Genomic DNA, 18324 nt, shown 5'->3' with positions numbered 1-18324 from the left:
TCAGGCGGCCGCCGCTGCCGTCCCGGTGCCTTCCCCGATGCAGTGCGGGCAGCTCTGGCCCACCACGTAGTGCGGGCTTTGCTGCTCTTCGGCGGTGACCACGGCGCGGCAGGCAAAACACTGCTTGGGGCCAGCCGGCTCCAGGTTGGGGTTCAGCGCGGTGCGGTAGTCGAAGACAAAGCAGTCGCCCTGATAGTGGCTGCCACCCACTTCCTCGAAATACTTCAGGATGCCCCCCTCTAGCTGGTAGACATGCTCGATGCCGGCTTCCTGCATGTGGATGGCGGCCTTCTCGCAGCGAATGCCGCCGGTGCAGAACGACACGATGGTCTTGCCCGCGAACTCCGCCTTGTGCGCGGCAATGGCTGGCGGAAAATCGCTGAACTTGGCGATGTCGTAATCGACCGCCTGCTCGAACGTGCCGACGGCGACCTCAAAGGCGTTGCGTGTATCCAGCATCACCACAGGGCGGCCGGCATCGTCGTGGCCCTGGTCCAGCCAGCGCTTGAGCTCGACTGGCGTCACCGCCGGCGCCCGACCGGCTTCGGGGCGGATCAGCGGCATCTTCATGGTGATGATTTCCTTCTTCTCACGCACCAGCATGCGCTTGAAGGGCTGGTTTTCCGACAGGCTCTCCTTGGGCTCGATATCGGCAAAGCGCGGGTCGGCATGCAGCCAGGCGAGGAAGCCGTCGATGGCCTCGCGCACGCCGGCGAGGAACAGGTTGATGCCTTCCGGCGCGAGCAGGATCGTGCCCTTGAGCCCGTGTGCTTCACAGCGCGCGCGCATTTCCGGGCGCAAGACCGGGATATCGTCCAGTGAGACGAACTTGTAAGCGGAGATGTTTACGATCTGCATAGGTGGCGCGCGACGGGACCGCGCCTTGCGAGCGCGCGGTAACTGCCTGATTGGAAAGGCGAAATTATAGCGCCTCGCAGGCCTCCTGCCGGGCTTTTCCGAGCGCCTGGCTCAGTATTGCCGTCGGGCTCGTAGCGCAAAGAAGGCAGGCGCGGACATGCCGAGCCGGTACAATTACGGCCATGTCTGCACCTCGCTTCGTTCATCTCCGTCTTCATTCCGAATACTCCGTCGTCGACGGCATCGTGCGCCTGGACGATGCCGTCAAGGCTGCGGCCGCCGATGGCATGGGCGCGCTCGCCCTGACCGACCTGGCCAATGCCTTCGGCCTGATCCGCTTCTACAAGGAAGCGCGCGGCGGCGGCGTCAAGCCCGTGGTTGGCGCCGACGTCTGGCTGACCAACGCCGACGATCGCGACAAGCCGACGCGCTTGCTGCTGTTGGTCCGGGACCGGATTGGCTACCTCAATCTCTGCGTGCTGCTGTCGCGCGCGTGGCTTTCCAACCAGTACCGCGGCCGCGCCGAGATCGACCCCGCCTGGTTCGACGAAGCCGGCGAAGAGGGCCAGCCGCTGGCCACCGGCCTGATTGCGCTGTCTGGCGCGATGGGCGGTGACATCGGCATGGCGCTGGCCAATGGCAACGATGCGGCCGCGGCGCAGGCCGCCGCGCATTGGGCAAAGGTGTTCCCGCAGCGCTTCTATATCGAGCTGCAGCGTGCAGGCCTGCCCGGCACTGATGCCTATGTGCAGCAGGCGGTGCAGTTGGCGGCCAGGCTGGGCTTGCCGGTGGTGGCGACGCACCCGGTGCAGTTCATGACGCCTGACGATTTCACGGCGCACGAGGCTCGCACCTGCATCGCCGAAGGGGAGCTGCTGGCTAACCCCCGCCGCGTGCGGCGCTTCACCACCGACCAGTATTTCAAGACCCAGGACGAGATGTGCGCGCTGTTCGCCGACATCCCGTCCGCGCTGGAAAACGCGGTGCAGATCGCGCGCCGCTGCAACCTCACGCTGGAACTGGGCAAGCCGCGCCTGCCGCTGTTTCCGACGCCCGACGGCATGTCGCTCGACGATTACCTTGTGCACCTGGCCAAGGAAGGCCTGGAAAAGCGCATGGTGGTGCTGTTCCCCGACGAAGCCGTGCGCGAGGCCAAGCGCCCCGAGTACTACGCGAGGCTGGAGTTCGAGACCGGTACCATCATCAAGATGGGCTTCCCCGGCTACTTCCTGATCGTGGCGGACTTTATCAACTGGGCTAAGAACAACGGCGTGCCGGTCGGGCCGGGACGGGGCTCCGGCGCTGGTTCGCTGGTGGCCTATGCGCTCGGTATTACCGATCTGGATCCGCTCAAGTACGCGCTGCTGTTCGAGCGGTTCCTGAACCCGGAACGGGTTTCAATGCCCGACTTCGACATCGACTTCTGCCAGCAGGGGCGCGATCGCGTTATCACGTACGTGAAGGAGAAGTACGGCCACGCCGCGGTATCGCAGATCGCCACCTTCGGCACCATGGCCGCCAAGGCCGCGGTGCGCGACGTGGGCCGCGTGCTCGACCTGGGCTATGGCTTTGTCGACGGCATCGCCAAGCTGATTCCTTTCAAGCCGGGCAAGCTCGTCACCATCGAGGAAGCCAAGAAGGAAGAGCCGCTCCTGACCGAGCGCGAGAAGAACGAAGAAGAAGTGCGCCAGCTGCTGGAGCTGGCGCAGCGCGTGGAAGGCATGACGCGTAACGTCGGCATGCACGCCGGCGGCGTGCTGATCGCCCCGGGCAAGCTGACGGATTTCTGCCCGCTCTATACCCAGGGCGCGCAGAACGACGGCATGAGCGGTGTGGTCAGCCAGTACGACAAGGACGACGTGGAAGCCGCCGGCCTGGTCAAGTTCGACTTCTTGGGCCTGACCACGCTGACCATCCTGGACTGGGCCGAGCGCTATATCCGCAGGCTCGATCCGTCCATGGCGGACTGGAACTGCAGCCACATCCCGCTCGACGACAGCAAGGCATTCGACATCCTCAAGACGGCCAACACGGTCGCCGTGTTCCAGCTGGAAAGCCGCGGCATGCAGGGCATGCTGAAGGACGCCAAGCCTGACCGCTTTGAGGACATCATCGCGCTGGTGGCACTCTACCGCCCAGGCCCGATGGACCTGATCCCCAGCTTCTGCGCCCGTAAGCACGGCCGCGAGAAGGTGGAGTACCCGGACCCGCGCGTCGAGCCGGTGCTCAAGGAGACCTATGGCATCATGGTCTACCAGGAGCAGGTGATGCAGATGGCGCAGATCATCGGCGGCTACTCGCTGGGCGGCGCCGACTTGCTGCGCCGCGCCATGGGCAAGAAGAAGGCCGAGGAAATGGCCCAGCACCGCGAGCTGTTCCGCGAGGGTGCGGCCAAGAACGGCCTGACCGCCGAGAAGGCGGACGACACCTTCGACCTGATGGAAAAGTTCGCGGGCTACGGCTTCAACAAATCGCACGCGGCCGCTTACGCGTTGCTGGCCTACTACACGGCCTGGCTCAAGGCGCACCATCCAGCCGCGTTCATGGCTGCGAATATGTCGCTCGCCATGGACGACACCGACAAGGTCAAGATCCTCTTTGACGATTGCAAGCTCAACAAGCTCCAGGTGCTGCCGCCTGACGTCAACGCCAGCGAATACCGCTTCGCGCCGACCGATGCCAAGACCATCCGCTACGGCCTTGGCGGCATCAAGGGCTCGGGGCAGGGTGCCATCGAGGACATCCTGCGCGCCCGCGAGGAAAAGCCCTTTGCCGACCTGTTCGATTTCTGCGAGCGCGTCGACCGCCGCCAGGTCAACCGCCGCACCATCGAGGCGCTGATTCGCGCCGGCGCCTTCGACAGCCTCAACGCCAATCGCGGCCAGTTGCTGGCCTCGGTGTCGCGTGCCATGGAAGCCGCCGAGCAGAAGGCCGAGTCAGCCAACCAGGTGTCGCTGTTCGACCTGATGGCTGACGCCGGCGAATCGCACCGCCCCTCGCTGGTCGACGAACCGGCCTGGGCGCCCAAGCGCATGCTGCAGGAAGAAAAGCAGGCGCTGGGCTATTACTTCTCCGGCCACCTGTTCGACGCCTATCGGGACGAAGTCGGCCGCTTCCTCAAGGGCACGCTGGCCGGCCTGGAAAAGGAAGTGCAAGGCAATGGCGGCGGCTACGGCCGCGACGTGCGTGGCAAAGTCATCGCTGGTGTCATCACCGGCATGCGCACCCAGATGACGCAGCGCGGCAAGATGCTGATTGTCTTGCTTGACGACGGTACCGGACAGGTCGAGATGACGGTGTTCAACGAATTGTTCGATGCCAACCGCCATATGTTCCGCGAGGACGAGATGGTGATCGTGCAAGGCAACGCCCGTCACGACACCTTTACCGGTGGCGTGCGCTTCACCGCTGAATCGGTAATGGACCTGGTGGCGGCGCGCGCCAAGTACGCCGAGGCGGTCGGCCTGGCGTTCAACGGCAATGCCTCCACGGAACTGCTGCGCGAGTTGCTCACGCCCTACCTGGCGAGTGTGGCCAATGCGCCAGGCGTGCCGGTGCGCGTGAGCTACGCCACCACCGGCGCGCGCTGCGAGGCGGAACTGGGGCGGCAGTGGCTGGTCACGCCATCCGACGATGCCCTGGCAAGCTTCCGCGCGGCCCTGTCGGGCGAGAACGTCCGCATGCTCTACGGCTGACCCGGGGCTTGCCGGCGGGGCGGTACCGGCATAGCGCCGCCCTGACCGGCATTGCTGCCGTCCATCCCGTCTTTTCATGGATCACACAAGCCCCGCATGGCCAAGCAACGCATCCTCTTCCACCTGACCCACTTCCTGCGCGGCGGCATCGAGACCTCGCTGGTGTCGCTGCTGGCCTCGCTGGATCGAGAGCGCTTCGAGATCGGCCTGACGCTGACCTATCCGACCGAAGCGCTGGAGACGCATTTCCGCGCCATGTTGCCGCCGGACGTCAAGATCCATATCCTCGCGCCGGAGGCCTGGCTCTCGCGCTGCCGGCAATTGAAAAAAGCCGGCAAGCTGGGCCCGTTGGGCAAGATCTATGAAGAAGTGTTGTTGCCGCCGCTGCGCAAGCCGCTGGTCAACCGGCGCTTTCGCGGTATCGCGCGGGACTATGACCTGGTGATCGACTACGACATGTCGCTGTCGCGGCTGACCGGTCGCCTGCCGGTGCCGATGATCGGCTACCAGCATTTCAGCGTGGCACACCTGGAGCGCGAGAACCGCCGCAAGCTGCGCAAGCTGCGACGCCAGTGCCGTGAGCACTATGACCGCATCGTGGTGCTCAACGACAGCATGCTGGCCGATGCGCGGGCGCTGATTCCCGAGGCCGCCGACAAATTCATCCGCCTGTACAACGCCACTGACCTCGATCGCATCCGTGCGCTCGGCAAGGCGCCGTTCAAGCCGCCGGCGCATCCCTACATTGTTTCGGTGGGGCGGCTGGAAGAAAGCCAGAAGGATTTCACCACGCTGCTGCGGGCCTACGCGGCGCTGGTCAGGGGCACGGGCTTGTGCGAGCGGCTTGTGCTGGTGGGCGACGGCGCTTCGCGCGGCCGGCTCGAAGCGCTCGCGCGCGAGCTCGGCATCAGCGAGCGCGTCAGCTTTGCCGGTTTCCAGGCCAATCCCTATGCATGGATCCACCATGCGCGGCTGATGGCGTTCAGCTCCAAGATGGAGGGGCTGCCCAATGTGCTTCTTGAAGGCATGGCGCTGGGCCAGTTGGTGGTGAGTACCGATTGCCCGGTGGGCCCGCGCGAGATCCTGGCCGAGGGCAAGGCTGGCCTGCTGACGCCGGTTGGCGATGTGCCCGCGCTGGCGGAGGCGATCCGCCGCGGGCTCGAGGACGCGCCGCTGCGCGCCCGGCTGCTGGCCTATGCGGCTGTGCACATCGAGCAGATGGGCTTTGGCCCCACCTCGGCGGCCTTCAGCGCTTGCGTTGAGGACTTGCTGGGCGTGCCTCAGGCAGGCGCGGCAGCCCCTACCGTGGGGGCGCCTGCTGCTCGCTCTTCTGCTGCAGGTACCATAGCTTGATGTACTTGTAGTAGCTGGCCTGGCCATTCATCAGCGCCACACCGAGCCCCTGCGCGCCGTCCAGGAAACCGCGGCGCAGCAGGTAGGTGCGCAGGAACGCCCAGGCGCCATGCAGCACGGCGCTGGCGGGCGACGCCGTCTTGCCGCGCGCGAAGCCCTGCTGGGCGCCGAGGCTGGAGTATTTGTCGATCTTTTGCAGCACCTGCGAGAAATCGTCGTAGGTGTAATGCAGCAATGGCGAATTGAGCCTGCCGACTGGTGCATCGGCTATCACGCGCTCATGCACGAGATCGTCGGTGAAGCGGGCGTGGCCACGGCGGAACAGCCGTGTGACGTAGTCGGGGTACCAGCCGCCGTGGCGGATGAAGCGGCCGCAAAAGCGCGACAGCCTAGGTACCTCGTACGCATCGGACTGGCCGGACGCCACTGCGGCGAGAATTTCGTCGCGCAGCTCGGGGGTGACCCGTTCGTCCGCGTCGATGGAGAAGATCCAGTCGCCGTCGGCCTTGGATACCGCCAGGTTTTTCTGGGCGCCGAAGCCAGGCCAGTGCTCGGTTTCGAAGACCTCCGCGCCCAGGCTCCGGGCCAGCTCGACCGTGCCGTCCCGGCTACCTGAATCCACTATAATCGCGCGGTCGCACCAGGACACGCTTTCCAGGCACTCCCGGATGTTGTGTGCCTCGTTTTTTGTAATCAGTACGACTGAGATTTTCATAGAGCTTGCTTATGGTGTTTCGTGCGACCAAACAGGCATGGCTGGCTAACGGGCTGGTCTTTGCTTTCCCCATACTGCTACTGAGCGTGCCGCGAGGCGCGGGTGTTTTCGTCGCCGCGGTGGTGCTGGCCGTGCTGCTGGGCTGGCGAGGCATGGGCCCGGCCATGGCGCGCTATCGCGGCCTGCTTGTTCCCCTGGGGCTAGCCATTCTAGCGGTACTCGTGGTGTGCCTAACATCCAAGGTGATCTTCGGCTTGCGCTGGAGTGCGGTCGATAACCCGACGCGCGTGCTGCTTGCCTTCCTGACCTGCCTGGCGGTGCTGCGCTTTCGCCCGGACAGCCGCATGCTCTGGTACGGCATCCCGGTGGCATTGGTGTCCTGCTTACTGATTGTGGTGTATCAGTTGCTGGTGCTGCACATCCCACGGCCTGCGGCCTGGACTCAGCCGATTGCCTTCGCGAGCATGGTTGCCGCGTTTGGTCTGATCGGTTTCGCCCGGCCCGGCCGGCTTCGGCGCGACCACGCGCTGGCCTGGGGGAGCCTGCTGGTGGCAAGTACGGTGCTGATCCTCAATGGTTCGCGCGGCGCTTGGCTGGCATTGGCCGTGACCACGGTACCGATGTTGGTCGTGCGCTATCGCCAGATCAGGCTGCCGGCATTTCTCGGCATGGTGGTGTTGATGGTGGCGCTTGCCGCTGCGCTCTATGCGTTGCCCGGCAGCCCTGTCGCCACGCGTGTAGACGCGGTCGGACAGGAGATCGCAGGGTTTAAAGCCGGCAACGCAGACTCCTCCACGGGAGCGCGCTTGTTCATGTGGCAACTGGCGGCGAAGGCGTTCGAAGCGCATCCCTGGACGGGGATAGGATTGAGCCGCTTCGGTGATCTCACGGAGGCGCTGCCTGCCTGCCAGGCAGATCACAGCCACCAATATTGCCTGGAGCATGCCCACAACGACGTGATGGAGGCGCTTTCCACCATGGGCTTGCCTGGTCTGTTGGCAGTCATGTCCATCTTCTTGGTGCCGGCCTGGCTGTTCTTCGGACTCTTGTGCCATAGCCGCCGCCAGGGCGATGAGCGGGGCGAATGCCTCGCAGCCTCCGGCCTGGCCGTCGTCATGGCCAGCCTGATCAGCGGCCTGACACAGGTGACGATGGCGCACCAGGCAAATATTGTTTTTTATGCCGGCATCATCGGGCTGTTGCTCGGGCTGGCCGCGGTACAAGCAAAGTATCCCCGCGCCGACGGGGTGGAGAAAACGTGAAAGTCCAAGAACAAAATGCGCCCCCGGCACAGGAAGCCGACACCCTGAAGCGAGTCTGGTCCTACCTGCGTCCGGAAATGCGCGTCTTCATCGTTGCCATTATCGCGATGGCGGCAGTGGCTGGCGCCGAAGGGATCATGCCCAAGGTCGTCAATGACCTGCTCGACAACGGTTTCGGCGGCGCATATGCCGGCAAGCTCTGGCACGTGCCGGCCCTGCTGATTGGCGTGGCGCTGGTACGCGGGGTGGCGCAGTTCGCCTCCGGCTACCTGCTCGCCCTGATCTCCAACCGGGTGCTGCTGAAAATGCGTATGCAGATGTTCGAGCGCATGCTGCATGCGCCCGCGCTGTTCTACCACCGCAATACCGCGGCCTCGCTGATCAATGCGGTGATCTTCGAGGTCAACCAGGTCATGCAGATCCTGACCGGCGTGCTGATCACCCTGGTGCGCGATTCGCTCACCGTGTTGGCGCTGCTGGTCTACCTGTTCTATACCAACTGGAGCCTGACGCTGGTGGTGGCGGTGATCCTGCCGGTGATCGGTTTCGTCATGGCCAAGGTCAATCGCCGCCTGCGGCGCCTTAATCGCGATCACCAGGCGCTGACCAACACCGCCGCCTACGTGGTCGAGGAAGCCGCTGGTGGCTACAAGGTGGTCAAGCTGCATGGCGGCGAGGCTTATGAGACGTCGCGTTTCGCGGCCATGGCCGAGCGCCTGCGTGGCTATTCCATGCGCATGGCAGTGGCAGGCGGGCTGAACCAGCCCGTCACGGCATTCCTGGCGGCGCTGGCGCTGTCTGTCATCCTCACCATAGCGATGATCCAGTCGCAGACCAACCACACCACGGTGGGCAGCTTCACCGGCTTTGTGATGGCGATGCTGCTGCTGGTCTCGCCGCTCAAGCACCTGACCGACCTGAACCAGCCGCTGCAGCGCGGCCTGACCGCGGCCGAGATGATCTTCGGCCTGATCGATGAGCCGATCGAGCCGCAAGATGGCGGCCTGCCGCTCGAGCGCGCGCGTGGCGAACTGGTGTTCGAGAAGGTGGGCTTCCGCTACGGCGAGGCCGCCCGCCCGGCATTGGACAACATCAACTTCAACGTCAGCGCCGGTGAAGTCGTGGCGCTGGTGGGGCCGTCGGGCAGCGGCAAGACCACGCTGGTCAACCTGGTGCCGCGCTTCTTCGACCCGACCGAGGGCCGCATCTTGCTGGACGGCAAGACCATCGACGCGTTCTCGCTGCATGACCTGCGCCGCCAGATTGCCTTTGTCAGCCAGGACGTGGTGCTGTTCAACGACACGGTTGCCGCCAATGTGGCCTATGGCGTGCATCCGGCGGCGCAGATCGACATGGCGCGTGTCGAGCGCGCGCTGGCCGCCGCTTACCTGACCGATGTGATCAAGGGCCTGCCGCAAGGGCTCGAGACCAATATCGGCGACAACGGCATGAAGCTGTCCGGCGGCCAGCGCCAGCGCATGGCGATCGCGCGCGCGCTGTACAAGGACGCGCCGATCCTGATTCTCGATGAAGCCACCTCGGCGCTCGACTCCGAATCGGAGCGCCAGGTGCAGGCCGCGCTGGAAGCCCTGATGGTTGGCCGCACAACGCTGGTCATCGCGCACCGCCTGTCCACCATCGAGAACGCCGATCGCATCGTGGTGCTCGACCACGGGCGGGTGGCGGAGCATGGCACCCACGACGAACTGCTCTCGGCCGAGGGACTCTACGCCGGGCTGCACAGGATCCAGTTCGCCACCCAGTAAGCCGGCGCAGCCGGCCAGATTCCCGCTGCCCGCGGCAGCTAGCGCGGGCGGTTCATGCGCAGTGCAAAGAGGGGAACACCCCGAAGGAGACCACCATGACCGCATCGCCGCCACTGAGCCGTTACCCGGTTCCCGCCATCGCCGACCTGCCCGAGGACATCCGGGCTCGCATCGTGGAAGTCCAGGACAAGGCCGGCTTCGTGCCGAACGTGTTCCTGACGCTGGCCCACCGGCCGGATGAGTTCCGCGCCTTCTTTGCCTACCACGATGCGCTGATGCTCAAGGAGGGCGGCCTCTCCAAGGGCGAGCGCGAGATGATCGTGGTGGCCACTTCGGGCGCCAACCAGTGCCTGTACTGCGTGGTGGCGCACGGCGCCATCCTGCGCATCTACGAGAAAAAGCCGACGCTGGCCGACCAGGTGGCCGTCAATTACCGCAAGGCCGACATCACGCCGCGCCAGCGCGCCATGCTCGACTTCGCCCTCAAGGTCTGCGAGGCCTCGGCCGAGGTTGGCGATGCCGATTTCGCGGCATTGGCCAAGCATGGGTTCAGCCACGAGGATGCCTGGGATATCGCTGCCATCACCGCCTTCTTCGGCCTGTCCAACCGCATGGCGAATACCATCAGCATGCGGCCGAACGAAGAGTTCTACCTGATGGGGCGCGTGCCGAAGGCTAAGTAGCGCCTCTGGATGCACGCTCGGTGGGCGCCTGGCGCGCCCGCCTCCTTGTTCCACTTCTCTCGATCCGCCCGTCGCCTTGAATCCCGTCTCGCTCTTCTTTGCCCAGGCCTGCCTTGTGGTCGGTACACCGTTCATCCTGTGGCGCGGGCTGCGCATCGGCAGCATTGTGCCGCTGGTGGCCATGCAGATCGTGGGCGGTATCCTGCTCGGGCCATCCCTGCTTGGCGCGCTGTGGCCGCAAGGCTGGCAGGCCCTGTTCGGGCCGGCGCAGCTATCCGCGCTCTCCGGGCTGCAATGGCTGGCGGTGGTGCTGTTTGCCTTTCTCTCTGGCTTGCACATCGGTGGCGCGCAGCAGCCAGGGATACGGCGCATAGCGATGGCGGCCGCGCTGGGCAGCGTGCTGGTGCCGTTCGCGCTCGGCACGGCAGCCGGCGCCTGGCTGGCCTACGCCACGCCGGGTGCCGTGGGGCATGCGGCATCCGCCTGGCAATTCGCTTTCGCCGTGGGGGTTTCCATGGCGGTGACGGCGCTGCCGGTGCTGGGGGCCATCCTGCGGGAAATGAAGCTGTCCGACTCCGTGCCCGGCCAGCTGGCGGTCGGCTGCGCCGCCTTCAGCGATGCGGCCATCTGGCTGGTGCTGTCGGGCATCCTTGCCAGCGCGGGCCGTTCCTCTACCTATGACTTCCTGCGGCTGGCTTGCCTGGGCCTTGCCTACGTTGGTGCGATGCTGTGGCTGGTACGCCCGCTGCTGGCGCGCATGCTGCCGCGGATGGCCACCAACGACGCGCGCCTGGCGCTGGTCGCGGTGCTGATCTTCGGCTCGGCGCTGATTTCCGAATCGATCGGCCTGCACTACATCCTCGGTGGCTTTCTCGCTGGCGTCGTGCTGCCGCGCGATGCGGCCGGCGAGCTCCGGCGCCAGCTCGAGCCCGCCACCGTGGTGGTCCTGATGCCGTTCTTTTTCCTGATGACCGGGCTGCGTACCGACATCGCCATCGGCGGTCAGGCGACGCTTTTGGTGTTCGGCCTGAGTACCATGGTCGCGGTGGCCGGCAAGGTGGTCGGAACCGCATTGCCGGCGCGCCTGGCCGGCCTGCCGCGGCGCGAGGCCTGGATGCTGGGCGCGCTGGTCCAGACCAAGGGGCTGATGGAAGTGGTTGTGCTGGGAATCTTGTTCGAAGCCGGGCTGATCGGCATGACGGCCTTCTCCGGCCTGCTGCTGATGGCGCTGGCCACCACCGTGCTGGCCAAGCCGCTGACGCGCACGGCGGCGCGCTTGCGCGAGCGCTGAGCCGCGCTTGCCGTCAACAGCCCGGCAGCGCTAGCGGATCTGCGCGCATGTGCCGCTGCGCGGATCGAACAGCACCGGCCACGCCTGTTCGTAGATACCCGGGGTGCAATGCTGCTCGCAATGCGCATGCGCCAGCGTGACGCGCCGCGGGTCCTGCCAGACCATTAGCGTGCAACCGCTGCCATCGATCGCCTGCAGTTCGATATGCGGGGTCTTGCGCACCTGGCGGAACTCGGTGAGATCGAAGTGGCAGGAACCATGCCGGCCCACCCACAGCTTCCAGCTCAGGCTGCGCACATCGTTGCTGGCCACCCGCATATGGGCATCCTCGCGAAAGCCGTCTTCCTCCGTGCGCTGGCAATCGGCGGCGATATCGATGTCGTGCGGGGGAATAGGCGTGGCGCGTTCCCGCGCCACGGGGGCGGGGGCCTTTTGTGTCTCGGGTACGCGCGCAGCCGGTGGGGAGGGGGGAGGCAATGTCACCGTGCATGCCGCCAATGCGGCAGCTAACGGCCACAACAGCAAGCGCTTCTTCTTCATGGTGACTCCTTGCGCCCGGTGCCCGCGAGGCAATCTGAATGCGGCCACCTGTCTCCATATTTATAGAGGATGGGGCAAGGAAGGCGAGAGGAAAGCGTGCGCACGCGCACCGCTCTCGCTACTTCGGCGAGGCGCCGCTGCCCTTCGAGGCAAGCGGGCGGACAAGCGCGAGCTGACGGCGAAGCGCTTCGGTGGTGTGGCCCTGTCCGTCGGGGCGCCAGCCGGGCGGCAGGAAGAGAAAGCCGAGCATCGCCCCCAGGCTGCGTGCTTGCGCGAGGTCCCGTCCAAGGTCGAGCCACTGCTGGAACTCGACACGCAGCGGATTGCGCGAGCGCATCGGGGTGACCAGCCCATAGTGGCACGGCACGTCGTCGCGCTCTGCCACGTAGGTGCCGAAGAGCCTGTCGAAGACGATCAGCACGCCGCCGAAGTTGGCATCCAGGTATTCGATATTGGCGGCGTGATGAACCCGATGCGCGGACGGCGTATTCAGGACATATTCCAGCCAGCCGAGCCGCGGGATCCAGGTCGCGTGAATCCAGAATTGATAGAGCAGGTTCAGCGACAAGGTCGCGATCACCACCTCGGGCGGAAAGCCCAGCCACACCAGGGGTGTGAAGAACAGCGTGGTGCCCGTCAGCTTGCCGGTCCAGCCAAGGCGGTAAGCCGTCGACAAGGTGAGCTGGTTAGGCGAGTGATGGACGGCATGCGTGGCCCAGAAGAAGCGCACGCGATGCGCCGCGCGATGGTACCAGTAGTAGCAGAACTCCTGGCCGATGAACAAGGCCACGCCCAGCAGCCAGCTGTTGAGCACGATCGTTTGCAGGCGGTGTTCCCAGGCTAGCGCGAATATGGGCGCCGCCAGCGACAAGGGCAGGAAGACCAGGATCTTGCGCCCGGCCAGGTCTACCAGCGACAGCCACGCCTCATGCCAGTCGAACGTGCCGGGCTTGCGCCAGTGCAGCACCAGCGCTTCCATCAGGGACGCGCCGACCACCACCGGCAAGGCATAGAGCTGAAGGATTTCCAGACGGGTCATGACCGCTCCCGGAGCATGAAGGGGATAGTATGCGGATGATTATATGAGCTAGTATCATGTTTGCTTACTCGCGTTCCGGAGTCCACGCCATGACCCTGCAAACCCCTGTAGACAACGGCCCGAAGCGGCGCCGGCCGATGCAAGCGCGGTCCCTGGAGAAGCTGGAACTCATATTTGAGTCGACCATCCGCCTCCTGGACAAGGAGGGGCTGGAGGGGGTGAGCACCAACCGGATTGCCGAGGTGGCCGGTATCAGCATCGGTACGCTTTACCAGTATTTCTCGAACAAGCAGGAAGTGATGGAAGCACTGGGGCGTCGGGAGATCGAGAGCGTGATGGGGCGCCTGGGCCTCTTGCTCAGCAAGCCCGGCACGCCCGATCCGACGGCGCGCGCCAGGCTGTTGGTGCGTGCATTGCTAAGTGCGTTTGGCGGCCGTCACCGCGTGCGCAAGCTCTTGCTGGAGGTAGCGCTGGCCTCGGGCAGCAGGCAGGCGCTGGAAGGCTCCGCGGCGCAGGTCGCGCAGTGGCTCAGTTCGGGCCACGCCGTGGACGCCGAGAACCGCGCGCTTGTCATGCGGCCGATGGCCGCCTTCGTCCTGACGCAGGCCGTCATGGGCGTGATGCGCAGCGCGCTGGCGGCGGACGAAACCCTGCTGGCCGATCCTGAACTGGAGGACAACCTGGTGCGCTTGATCCGGGGATTCCTGAATGAGGGTGCCGCGCAGCATCAGGCAGCCGCGAGGGGTGCCTGATGCCGTTCCTGATCACATCAAAATGATGTCGTACTGTTCCTGGTGGAACGTCGATTCCACCTGCAGCGAGATTGGCTTGCCGATGAAGTCGCCGAGCATGGCCAGATGCTGGCTTTCTTCCTCCAGGAACAAATCGATCACGTGCTGCGAGCCAAGGATGCGGAACTCGCGCGGGTTGAACTGGCGTGATTCGCGCATGATCTCGCGCAGGATGTCGTAGCAGACCGTGCGCGGCGTCTTGACCTGGCCCTTGCCCGTGCACACGGGGCACTGCTCGCACAGCACGTGCGCGAGAGACTCGCGCGTGCGCTTGCGGGTCATCTCCACCAGCCCGAGCTGCGAGAAGCTGTTGACTGTGATGCGGGTGCGGTCGCGCGACAGCGCGCGCTTGAGTTCCGAGAGCACCTGGTCGCGGTGCTCGGTGTTTTCCATATCGATGAAATCGATGATGATGATGCCGCCCAGGTTGCGCAGCCGCAGCTGGCGCGCAATCGTATGCGCCGCTTCCAGGTTGGTCTTGAAGATCGTGTCGTCGAAGTTGCGCGCGCCGACGTAGCCACCGGTGTTGACGTCGATGGTGGTCATGGCTTCCGTCTGGTCGATCATCAGGTAGCCGCCGGACTTCAGGTCGACCCGGCGCGACAGCGCCTTCTCGATCTCGGCGTCGATATTGAAGAGGTCGAAGACGGGGCGCTCGCCGGTGTAGTGCGACAGGCGTGGCAGCACCGCGGGGGTGTACTCCTGGGCGAACTCGACCAGCTTCTGGAAGTTCTCGCGCGAGTCCACCTGGATCACGTTGGTGGCATCGTTGACGAAGTCGCGCAACACGCGCTGGGCCAGGTTGAGGTCCTGGTAAAGCAGGTTGGGCGCGGGCAGCGTGGTGGCGTTCTGGCGGATCGAAGCCCAGATCTTGCGCAGGTAGGCAATGTCGTTGCCGAGTTCTTCGTTGCTGGATTCCTCGGCGATGGTGCGCACGATGAAGCCGCCGCGCTCATCCGCCGGTACCAGCCCTTGCACGCGGGCGCGCAGGGCTTCGCGGTCGACCTCGCCCTCGATGCGCTGGGAGATGCCGATGTGCGGGTCCTGCGGCAGGTAGACCAGGGTGCGCCCGGCAATGCTGACCTGTGTGGACAGCCGCGCGCCCTTGGTGCCGATCGGGTCCTTGATGACCTGGACCATCAGGGCCTGGCCTTCGTAGAGTGTCTTCTCGATGGCAAGTGGCGCGGCGTTGGCGTTCTTGTCCGGATCGCGCGGGTGCCAGATGTCGGCGACGTGGAGGAAGGCGGCGCGCTCCAGCCCGATATCGATGAAGGCGGATTGCATGCCGGGCAGCACGCGCACGACCTTGCCAAGGTAGATATTGCCGACGAGCCCGCGCGACAGCGTGCGCTCGACGTGGAGTTCCTGCACGGCGGCCTGCTGCACGATGGCCACGCGTGTTTCCTGCGGTGTGATGTTGACGAGGATGTCTTCAGTCATAGTGGATGAAACTCGTCGCCGGCTGACCGGCCAGGTGGTTGTCCGCAGTGTGCTGCCATGCTTCCCGCGGGCGCTGCCGTGGCCAGGGTGGCAGCAGCTTGAAGCGCGAACGGATGGGCGGCGGCGGGGTTCTCAGAACCGCAGATGGGCCTGTCTGAGCAGCGAAGCCGTCTCGAACAGGGGCAAACCCATGATACCCGAATAGCTGCCGTCGATTCGCTCGACGAACTCGGCGGCGCGGCCCTGGATGCCATAGGCGCCGGCCTTGCCGGCCGGTTCACCACTGGCGACGTAGGCGGCAATCTCGTCGGCGGCCATGGTGCGAAAGCTCACCTCGGAAACCGACAGCGCGTGGCGCTGGCCGAGCGCGGAAACCACGGTTACCGCGGTCAGCACGCGGTGGGTGCGCCCGGACAGGGCGCCCAGCATGCGGGCGGCATCGGCATTGTCGGCGGGCTTGCCGAGGATTTCGCCGTCCAGGCAGACGGTGGTGTCCGAGGTCAGGATGGGGGCATCGGCCAGGGCGCGCCGCTCGCGCCGGCGCAGCGCGGCTTCGGCCTTGAGCGCGCATACGCGCTGCACGTAGTCGTCCGGGCTCTCACCCGGCAAAACAACTTCCAGCGCCTCGGCGTCTTCGTCGCCGTCGGCCAGCAGCAGTTCGTAGGCAACGCCAAGCTGGGTCAGCAGCTCGCGCCGGCGCGGGCTCTGGGAGGCGAGATAGAGGAAGGTATGGGTCACGGCAGGGCAGTGGGGGGTAGGGCACGCCAAATGCGGCTGCAGCGCATGCGCCGCTTCGGTCGCATTGTACCCTCGGCCTCGCCCGGTGCGCGACACGGGCGCGCGCCTGGTTTCAGGCGCGGTGGTAGGGGTGGTTCTGCGTGACCGACCAGGCGCGATAGAGCTGCTCAGCCAGCAGCACGCGCACCATGCCGTGCGGCATGGTCAGGCTGGACAGCCGCAGCAGGGTCTGAGCGCGAGCCTTCAGGGCGGGATCGAGGCCGTCGGCGCCGCCGATCAGGAAGGCGACATCGCCGCCTTCACGCTGCCAGTCGCCCAGCTGGGCGGCGAGCTGCACCGTGGTGAGGTCGCGCCCGCGCTCGTCCAGCGCCACAATGCGGCATTGCTTGGGCAGTGCTGCCTCGATGCGGGCCGCCTCGCGTTGCATCACGGTGGTGGCGTTATTGCTCGACGAGCGTGTCTCGGGCTTGATCTCGCGCAGCTCGATGCGCAGCTCGGGCGGCATGCGCTTCGCGTACTCCGCGAATCCGGTTTCGATCCAGCCGGGCATCTTGTGGCCAACGGCCACGATCAGCAACTGCATGGCGGGAAGCGGACCGGTCCGGCTCAGGCCGAGCGGGTGGTGCGCTTGCGCGCGACCGGAGCCTTGGCGGCCGCCGTCTTGGCCGGCGCCTTGGCGGCAGTCTTGGTCGCAGCCGTCTTGGTGGCGGTCTTGCGTGCCACGCCGGTGCCGGCTGCGGTCTTGCGCGGCGCGGCCGTCTTGGCCGGCGCCTTGCGTGCCGGTGCCGAGCCCAGCGCGCTGGTCAGGCGTTTTTGCACGGTCGGGGCGCGGTTGGTGGCGATGGCGTCCGGGTCCGTATCTTCGTGGCCAAGCGGCGGCGAAGGCTCTTTCATGCCTTCGGGCAGACGGGCCAATGCCGGGCGCAGGCCGGTGGCGCGGCGCGCGGTGCGTACGACCGGGGCGTCGTCTTCATCTTCGCCGTCGATCGGCTCGCTGGCCTTGGCCAGGCCCTTCTTGGCCGTGGACAGCTTCAGGCGTACCGGCTTGTCACCCCAGAGTTCTTCCAGGTTGTAGTACATGCGCAGCTGCGGCTGCATGATGTGGACGACGGCGTCGCCGCAGTCGACCAGCACCCATTCGCCCGTTTCCAGCCCTTCCACCGCAACGATATGGCCGCCGGCTTCCTTGACGGTATCGCGGACCGAGGCGGCCAGCGCCTTGGTCTGGCGGTTCGAGCTCCCGCTGGCGATCACCACCCGGTCGAACAGCTCGGTCAGGTGGGTGGTGTCGTACACCTTGATGTCCTGCGCTTTGACATCTTCGAGGCCGTCGACGATGGCGCGTTGCAGTTTGCGAATATCCATGGTGCTTTTTTTCAGTTCAGCTGAGATCGGTTTGGGGGCGGGCCGGGATGGGCAGATCCGACTGCGTCGGCCGATACAGGCCGCGGCTCGCGATGTAGTGTGCCACGCCGGACGGCAGCTGGTCATCTGCCGGTTGTCCGGCAGCCAGGCGTTGGCGTAGGGCGGTGGAGGAGAGGTCGACGGCGAGCGTCTGGTCGATCCACATGCGGCCGGAGGGCATGGATTGTATCAGGTCGGTGGACGCACGCCGTTGCGCGAGCTCCTGGCGCACCGGACCGTCCAGTTCCGCGAGGTCGAAACCGGGCCGCGTCGCCACGCAAAGATGGACGTGCGCGAACAGTTCTTGCCAGCCATGCCAGGTGTGCAGGCGCAGCAACTGGTCGGCGCCCATGAGCCACGCCAGCGAGGCATCGGGGCCATAGTGCTCGCGCAGTTCATGCACGGTATCCACGGTGTAGCTGGGGCCGGCGCGGTCGACTTCCATGCGGCTGGCATGGACCAGCGCGCGGGTGTCGGACAATGCCTGCGCGGCCAGTTCGGTCATGGCGAGGCGGTCGGCCGCAGGGGTGACGTCGTCGCCTTTTTGCCACGATTGGCCGGTCGGGATCCAGACCAGCTCGTCGAGTTCGAGATGTTCGATGCACAGGCGGGCGAGCGCCACGTGGCCGATGTGGGGCGGATCGAAGGTGCCGCCGAGAATGCCGAGGCGGTAGGGGCGGTGGCTCTTGGTCGAGCCTGCTGCGTCTGCCGCGTTGGCGGTGAGCGATCGTGCGATGTCGTGTGCCATG

General features: G+C 65.7%; 16 protein-coding genes. 7 read left to right on the top strand and 9 right to left on the bottom strand.

All coding sequences use genetic code 11. The features are described from left to right. A complete protein-coding gene (locus AC07XB_RS28680) occupies window positions 1-858 on the bottom strand; it encodes a sulfurtransferase (RefSeq protein WP_492809929.1) in 858 nt (285 codons plus the stop codon). Between the two features lie 182 nt (window positions 859-1040). Between AC07XB_RS28680 and dnaE the strand changes: the two genes are divergently transcribed. Together dnaE and AC07XB_RS28670 are read left to right on the top strand one after the other, a co-directional pair. Beyond that, a complete protein-coding gene (gene dnaE, locus AC07XB_RS28675; RefSeq protein WP_492373982.1) occupies window positions 1041-4553 on the top strand; it encodes a DNA polymerase III subunit alpha in 3513 nt (1170 codons plus the stop codon). Window positions 4554-4649: 96 nt separating this feature from the next. Then, entirely contained in the window at window positions 4650-5906 is a 1257-nt protein-coding gene (locus AC07XB_RS28670; RefSeq protein ID WP_492373983.1) for a glycosyltransferase, read from the top strand. On the opposite strand, the gene AC07XB_RS28665 is transcribed toward AC07XB_RS28670, so the two are convergent. Continuing rightward, window positions 5854-6621 carry a glycosyltransferase family 2 protein gene (locus tag AC07XB_RS28665; RefSeq protein WP_492373984.1) on the bottom strand — a complete coding sequence of 256 codons (768 nt, stop codon included), beginning with the start codon at window positions 6619-6621 and terminating at the stop codon, window positions 5854-5856. The two genes, AC07XB_RS28670 and AC07XB_RS28665, sit on opposite strands and share 53 nt — an antisense overlap. 11 nt (window positions 6622-6632) lie before the next feature. Between AC07XB_RS28665 and AC07XB_RS28660 the strand changes: the two genes are divergently transcribed. The 4 genes from AC07XB_RS28660 (at window position 6633) to AC07XB_RS28645 (ending at window position 11623) form a co-directional block, all read left to right on the top strand. Next, window positions 6633-7883: an O-antigen ligase family protein gene (locus tag AC07XB_RS28660; protein WP_492830480.1), complete on the top strand. Its 1251-nt coding sequence runs from the start codon at window positions 6633-6635 to the stop codon at window positions 7881-7883. Continuing rightward, window positions 7880-9649 (top strand): lipid A export permease/ATP-binding protein MsbA, encoded by a 1770-nt coding sequence (msbA, locus tag AC07XB_RS28655; RefSeq protein ID WP_492373986.1) that lies wholly within the window; start codon window positions 7880-7882, stop codon window positions 9647-9649. Before AC07XB_RS28660 ends, msbA begins: the two co-directional genes overlap by 4 nt. A gap of 95 nt (window positions 9650-9744) precedes the next feature. Further along, the gene (locus AC07XB_RS28650; protein ID WP_492373987.1) at window positions 9745-10332 is read left to right on the top strand and encodes a peroxidase-related enzyme; all 588 of its coding nucleotides are present in this window, start codon (window positions 9745-9747) and stop codon (window positions 10330-10332) included. Between the two features lie 76 nt (window positions 10333-10408). Next, window positions 10409-11623, top strand: a complete 1215-nt coding sequence (locus tag AC07XB_RS28645) for a cation:proton antiporter (protein WP_492809921.1) — start codon at window positions 10409-10411, stop codon at window positions 11621-11623. A 30-nt stretch (window positions 11624-11653) separates the two neighbouring features. Here the strand turns inward: AC07XB_RS28645 and AC07XB_RS28640 are convergent, their stop codons facing one another. Both AC07XB_RS28640 and AC07XB_RS28635 read right to left on the bottom strand, forming a co-directional pair. Next, window positions 11654-12163: a hypothetical protein gene (locus tag AC07XB_RS28640; RefSeq protein WP_492830482.1), complete on the bottom strand. Its 510-nt coding sequence runs from the start codon at window positions 12161-12163 to the stop codon at window positions 11654-11656. A 118-nt stretch (window positions 12164-12281) separates the two neighbouring features. Beyond that, window positions 12282-13202, bottom strand: coding sequence for a sterol desaturase family protein (locus AC07XB_RS28635; protein ID WP_492830484.1), 921 nt, complete (start codon window positions 13200-13202; stop codon window positions 12282-12284). An 89-nt stretch (window positions 13203-13291) separates the two neighbouring features. Here AC07XB_RS28635 and AC07XB_RS28630 point away from each other — a divergent pair, with 89 nt between their 5' ends. Then, a complete protein-coding gene (locus tag AC07XB_RS28630) occupies window positions 13292-13954 on the top strand; it encodes a TetR/AcrR family transcriptional regulator (protein WP_492830486.1) in 663 nt (220 codons plus the stop codon). 12 nt (window positions 13955-13966) lie between these two features. On the opposite strand, the gene rng is transcribed toward AC07XB_RS28630, so the two are convergent. The 5 genes from rng to AC07XB_RS28605 all read right to left on the bottom strand — a co-directional run bounded on the left by rng (window position 13967) and on the right by AC07XB_RS28605 (window position 18323). Then, window positions 13967-15433: a ribonuclease G gene (gene rng, locus AC07XB_RS28625; protein ID WP_043344550.1), complete on the bottom strand. Its 1467-nt coding sequence runs from the start codon at window positions 15431-15433 to the stop codon at window positions 13967-13969. A gap of 132 nt (window positions 15434-15565) precedes the next feature. After that, window positions 15566-16171, bottom strand: coding sequence for a Maf family protein (locus tag AC07XB_RS28620; protein WP_492376119.1), 606 nt, complete (start codon window positions 16169-16171; stop codon window positions 15566-15568). A gap of 112 nt (window positions 16172-16283) precedes the next feature. Continuing rightward, entirely contained in the window at window positions 16284-16754 is a 471-nt protein-coding gene (gene rlmH, locus AC07XB_RS28615; RefSeq protein WP_043344552.1) for a 23S rRNA (pseudouridine(1915)-N(3))-methyltransferase RlmH, read from the bottom strand. A 23-nt stretch (window positions 16755-16777) separates the two neighbouring features. Next, the gene (rsfS, locus tag AC07XB_RS28610; RefSeq protein WP_183036055.1) at window positions 16778-17536 is read right to left on the bottom strand and encodes a ribosome silencing factor; all 759 of its coding nucleotides are present in this window, start codon (window positions 17534-17536) and stop codon (window positions 16778-16780) included. A 16-nt stretch (window positions 17537-17552) separates the two neighbouring features. Beyond that, window positions 17553-18323 (bottom strand): nicotinate-nucleotide adenylyltransferase, encoded by a 771-nt coding sequence (locus AC07XB_RS28605; protein ID WP_253930161.1) that lies wholly within the window; start codon window positions 18321-18323, stop codon window positions 17553-17555. Window position 18324: the final 1 nt, after the last annotated feature.

The sequence above is a fragment of the Cupriavidus sp. GW821-FHT02F09 genome, from assembly GCF_059421605.1.
This window is presented reverse-complemented; position numbering and strand designations above follow the sequence as displayed.

Coding starts and splice junctions, on each gene's coding strand:
- rsfS (WP_183036055.1), bottom strand. CDS start 17,536: ATGGATATTCGCAAACTGCAACGCGCCATCGTCGACGGCCTCGAAGAT.
- rlmH (WP_043344552.1), bottom strand. CDS start 16,754: ATGCAGTTGCTGATCGTGGCCGTTGGCCACAAGATGCCCGGCTGGATC.
- AC07XB_RS28680 (WP_492809929.1), bottom strand. CDS start 858: ATGCAGATCGTAAACATCTCCGCTTACAAGTTCGTCTCACTGGACGAT.
- dnaE (WP_492373982.1), top strand. CDS start 1,041: ATGTCTGCACCTCGCTTCGTTCATCTCCGTCTTCATTCCGAATACTCC.
- rng (WP_043344550.1), bottom strand. CDS start 15,433: ATGACTGAAGACATCCTCGTCAACATCACACCGCAGGAAACACGCGTG.
- AC07XB_RS28660 (WP_492830480.1), top strand. CDS start 6,633: ATGGTGTTTCGTGCGACCAAACAGGCATGGCTGGCTAACGGGCTGGTC.
- AC07XB_RS28630 (WP_492830486.1), top strand. CDS start 13,292: ATGACCCTGCAAACCCCTGTAGACAACGGCCCGAAGCGGCGCCGGCCG.
- AC07XB_RS28650 (WP_492373987.1), top strand. CDS start 9,745: ATGACCGCATCGCCGCCACTGAGCCGTTACCCGGTTCCCGCCATCGCC.
- AC07XB_RS28605 (WP_253930161.1), bottom strand. CDS start 18,323: ATGGCACACGACATCGCACGATCGCTCACCGCCAACGCGGCAGACGCA.
- AC07XB_RS28635 (WP_492830484.1), bottom strand. CDS start 13,202: ATGACCCGTCTGGAAATCCTTCAGCTCTATGCCTTGCCGGTGGTGGTC.
- AC07XB_RS28640 (WP_492830482.1), bottom strand. CDS start 12,163: ATGAAGAAGAAGCGCTTGCTGTTGTGGCCGTTAGCTGCCGCATTGGCG.
- AC07XB_RS28665 (WP_492373984.1), bottom strand. CDS start 6,621: ATGAAAATCTCAGTCGTACTGATTACAAAAAACGAGGCACACAACATC.
- AC07XB_RS28670 (WP_492373983.1), top strand. CDS start 4,650: ATGGCCAAGCAACGCATCCTCTTCCACCTGACCCACTTCCTGCGCGGC.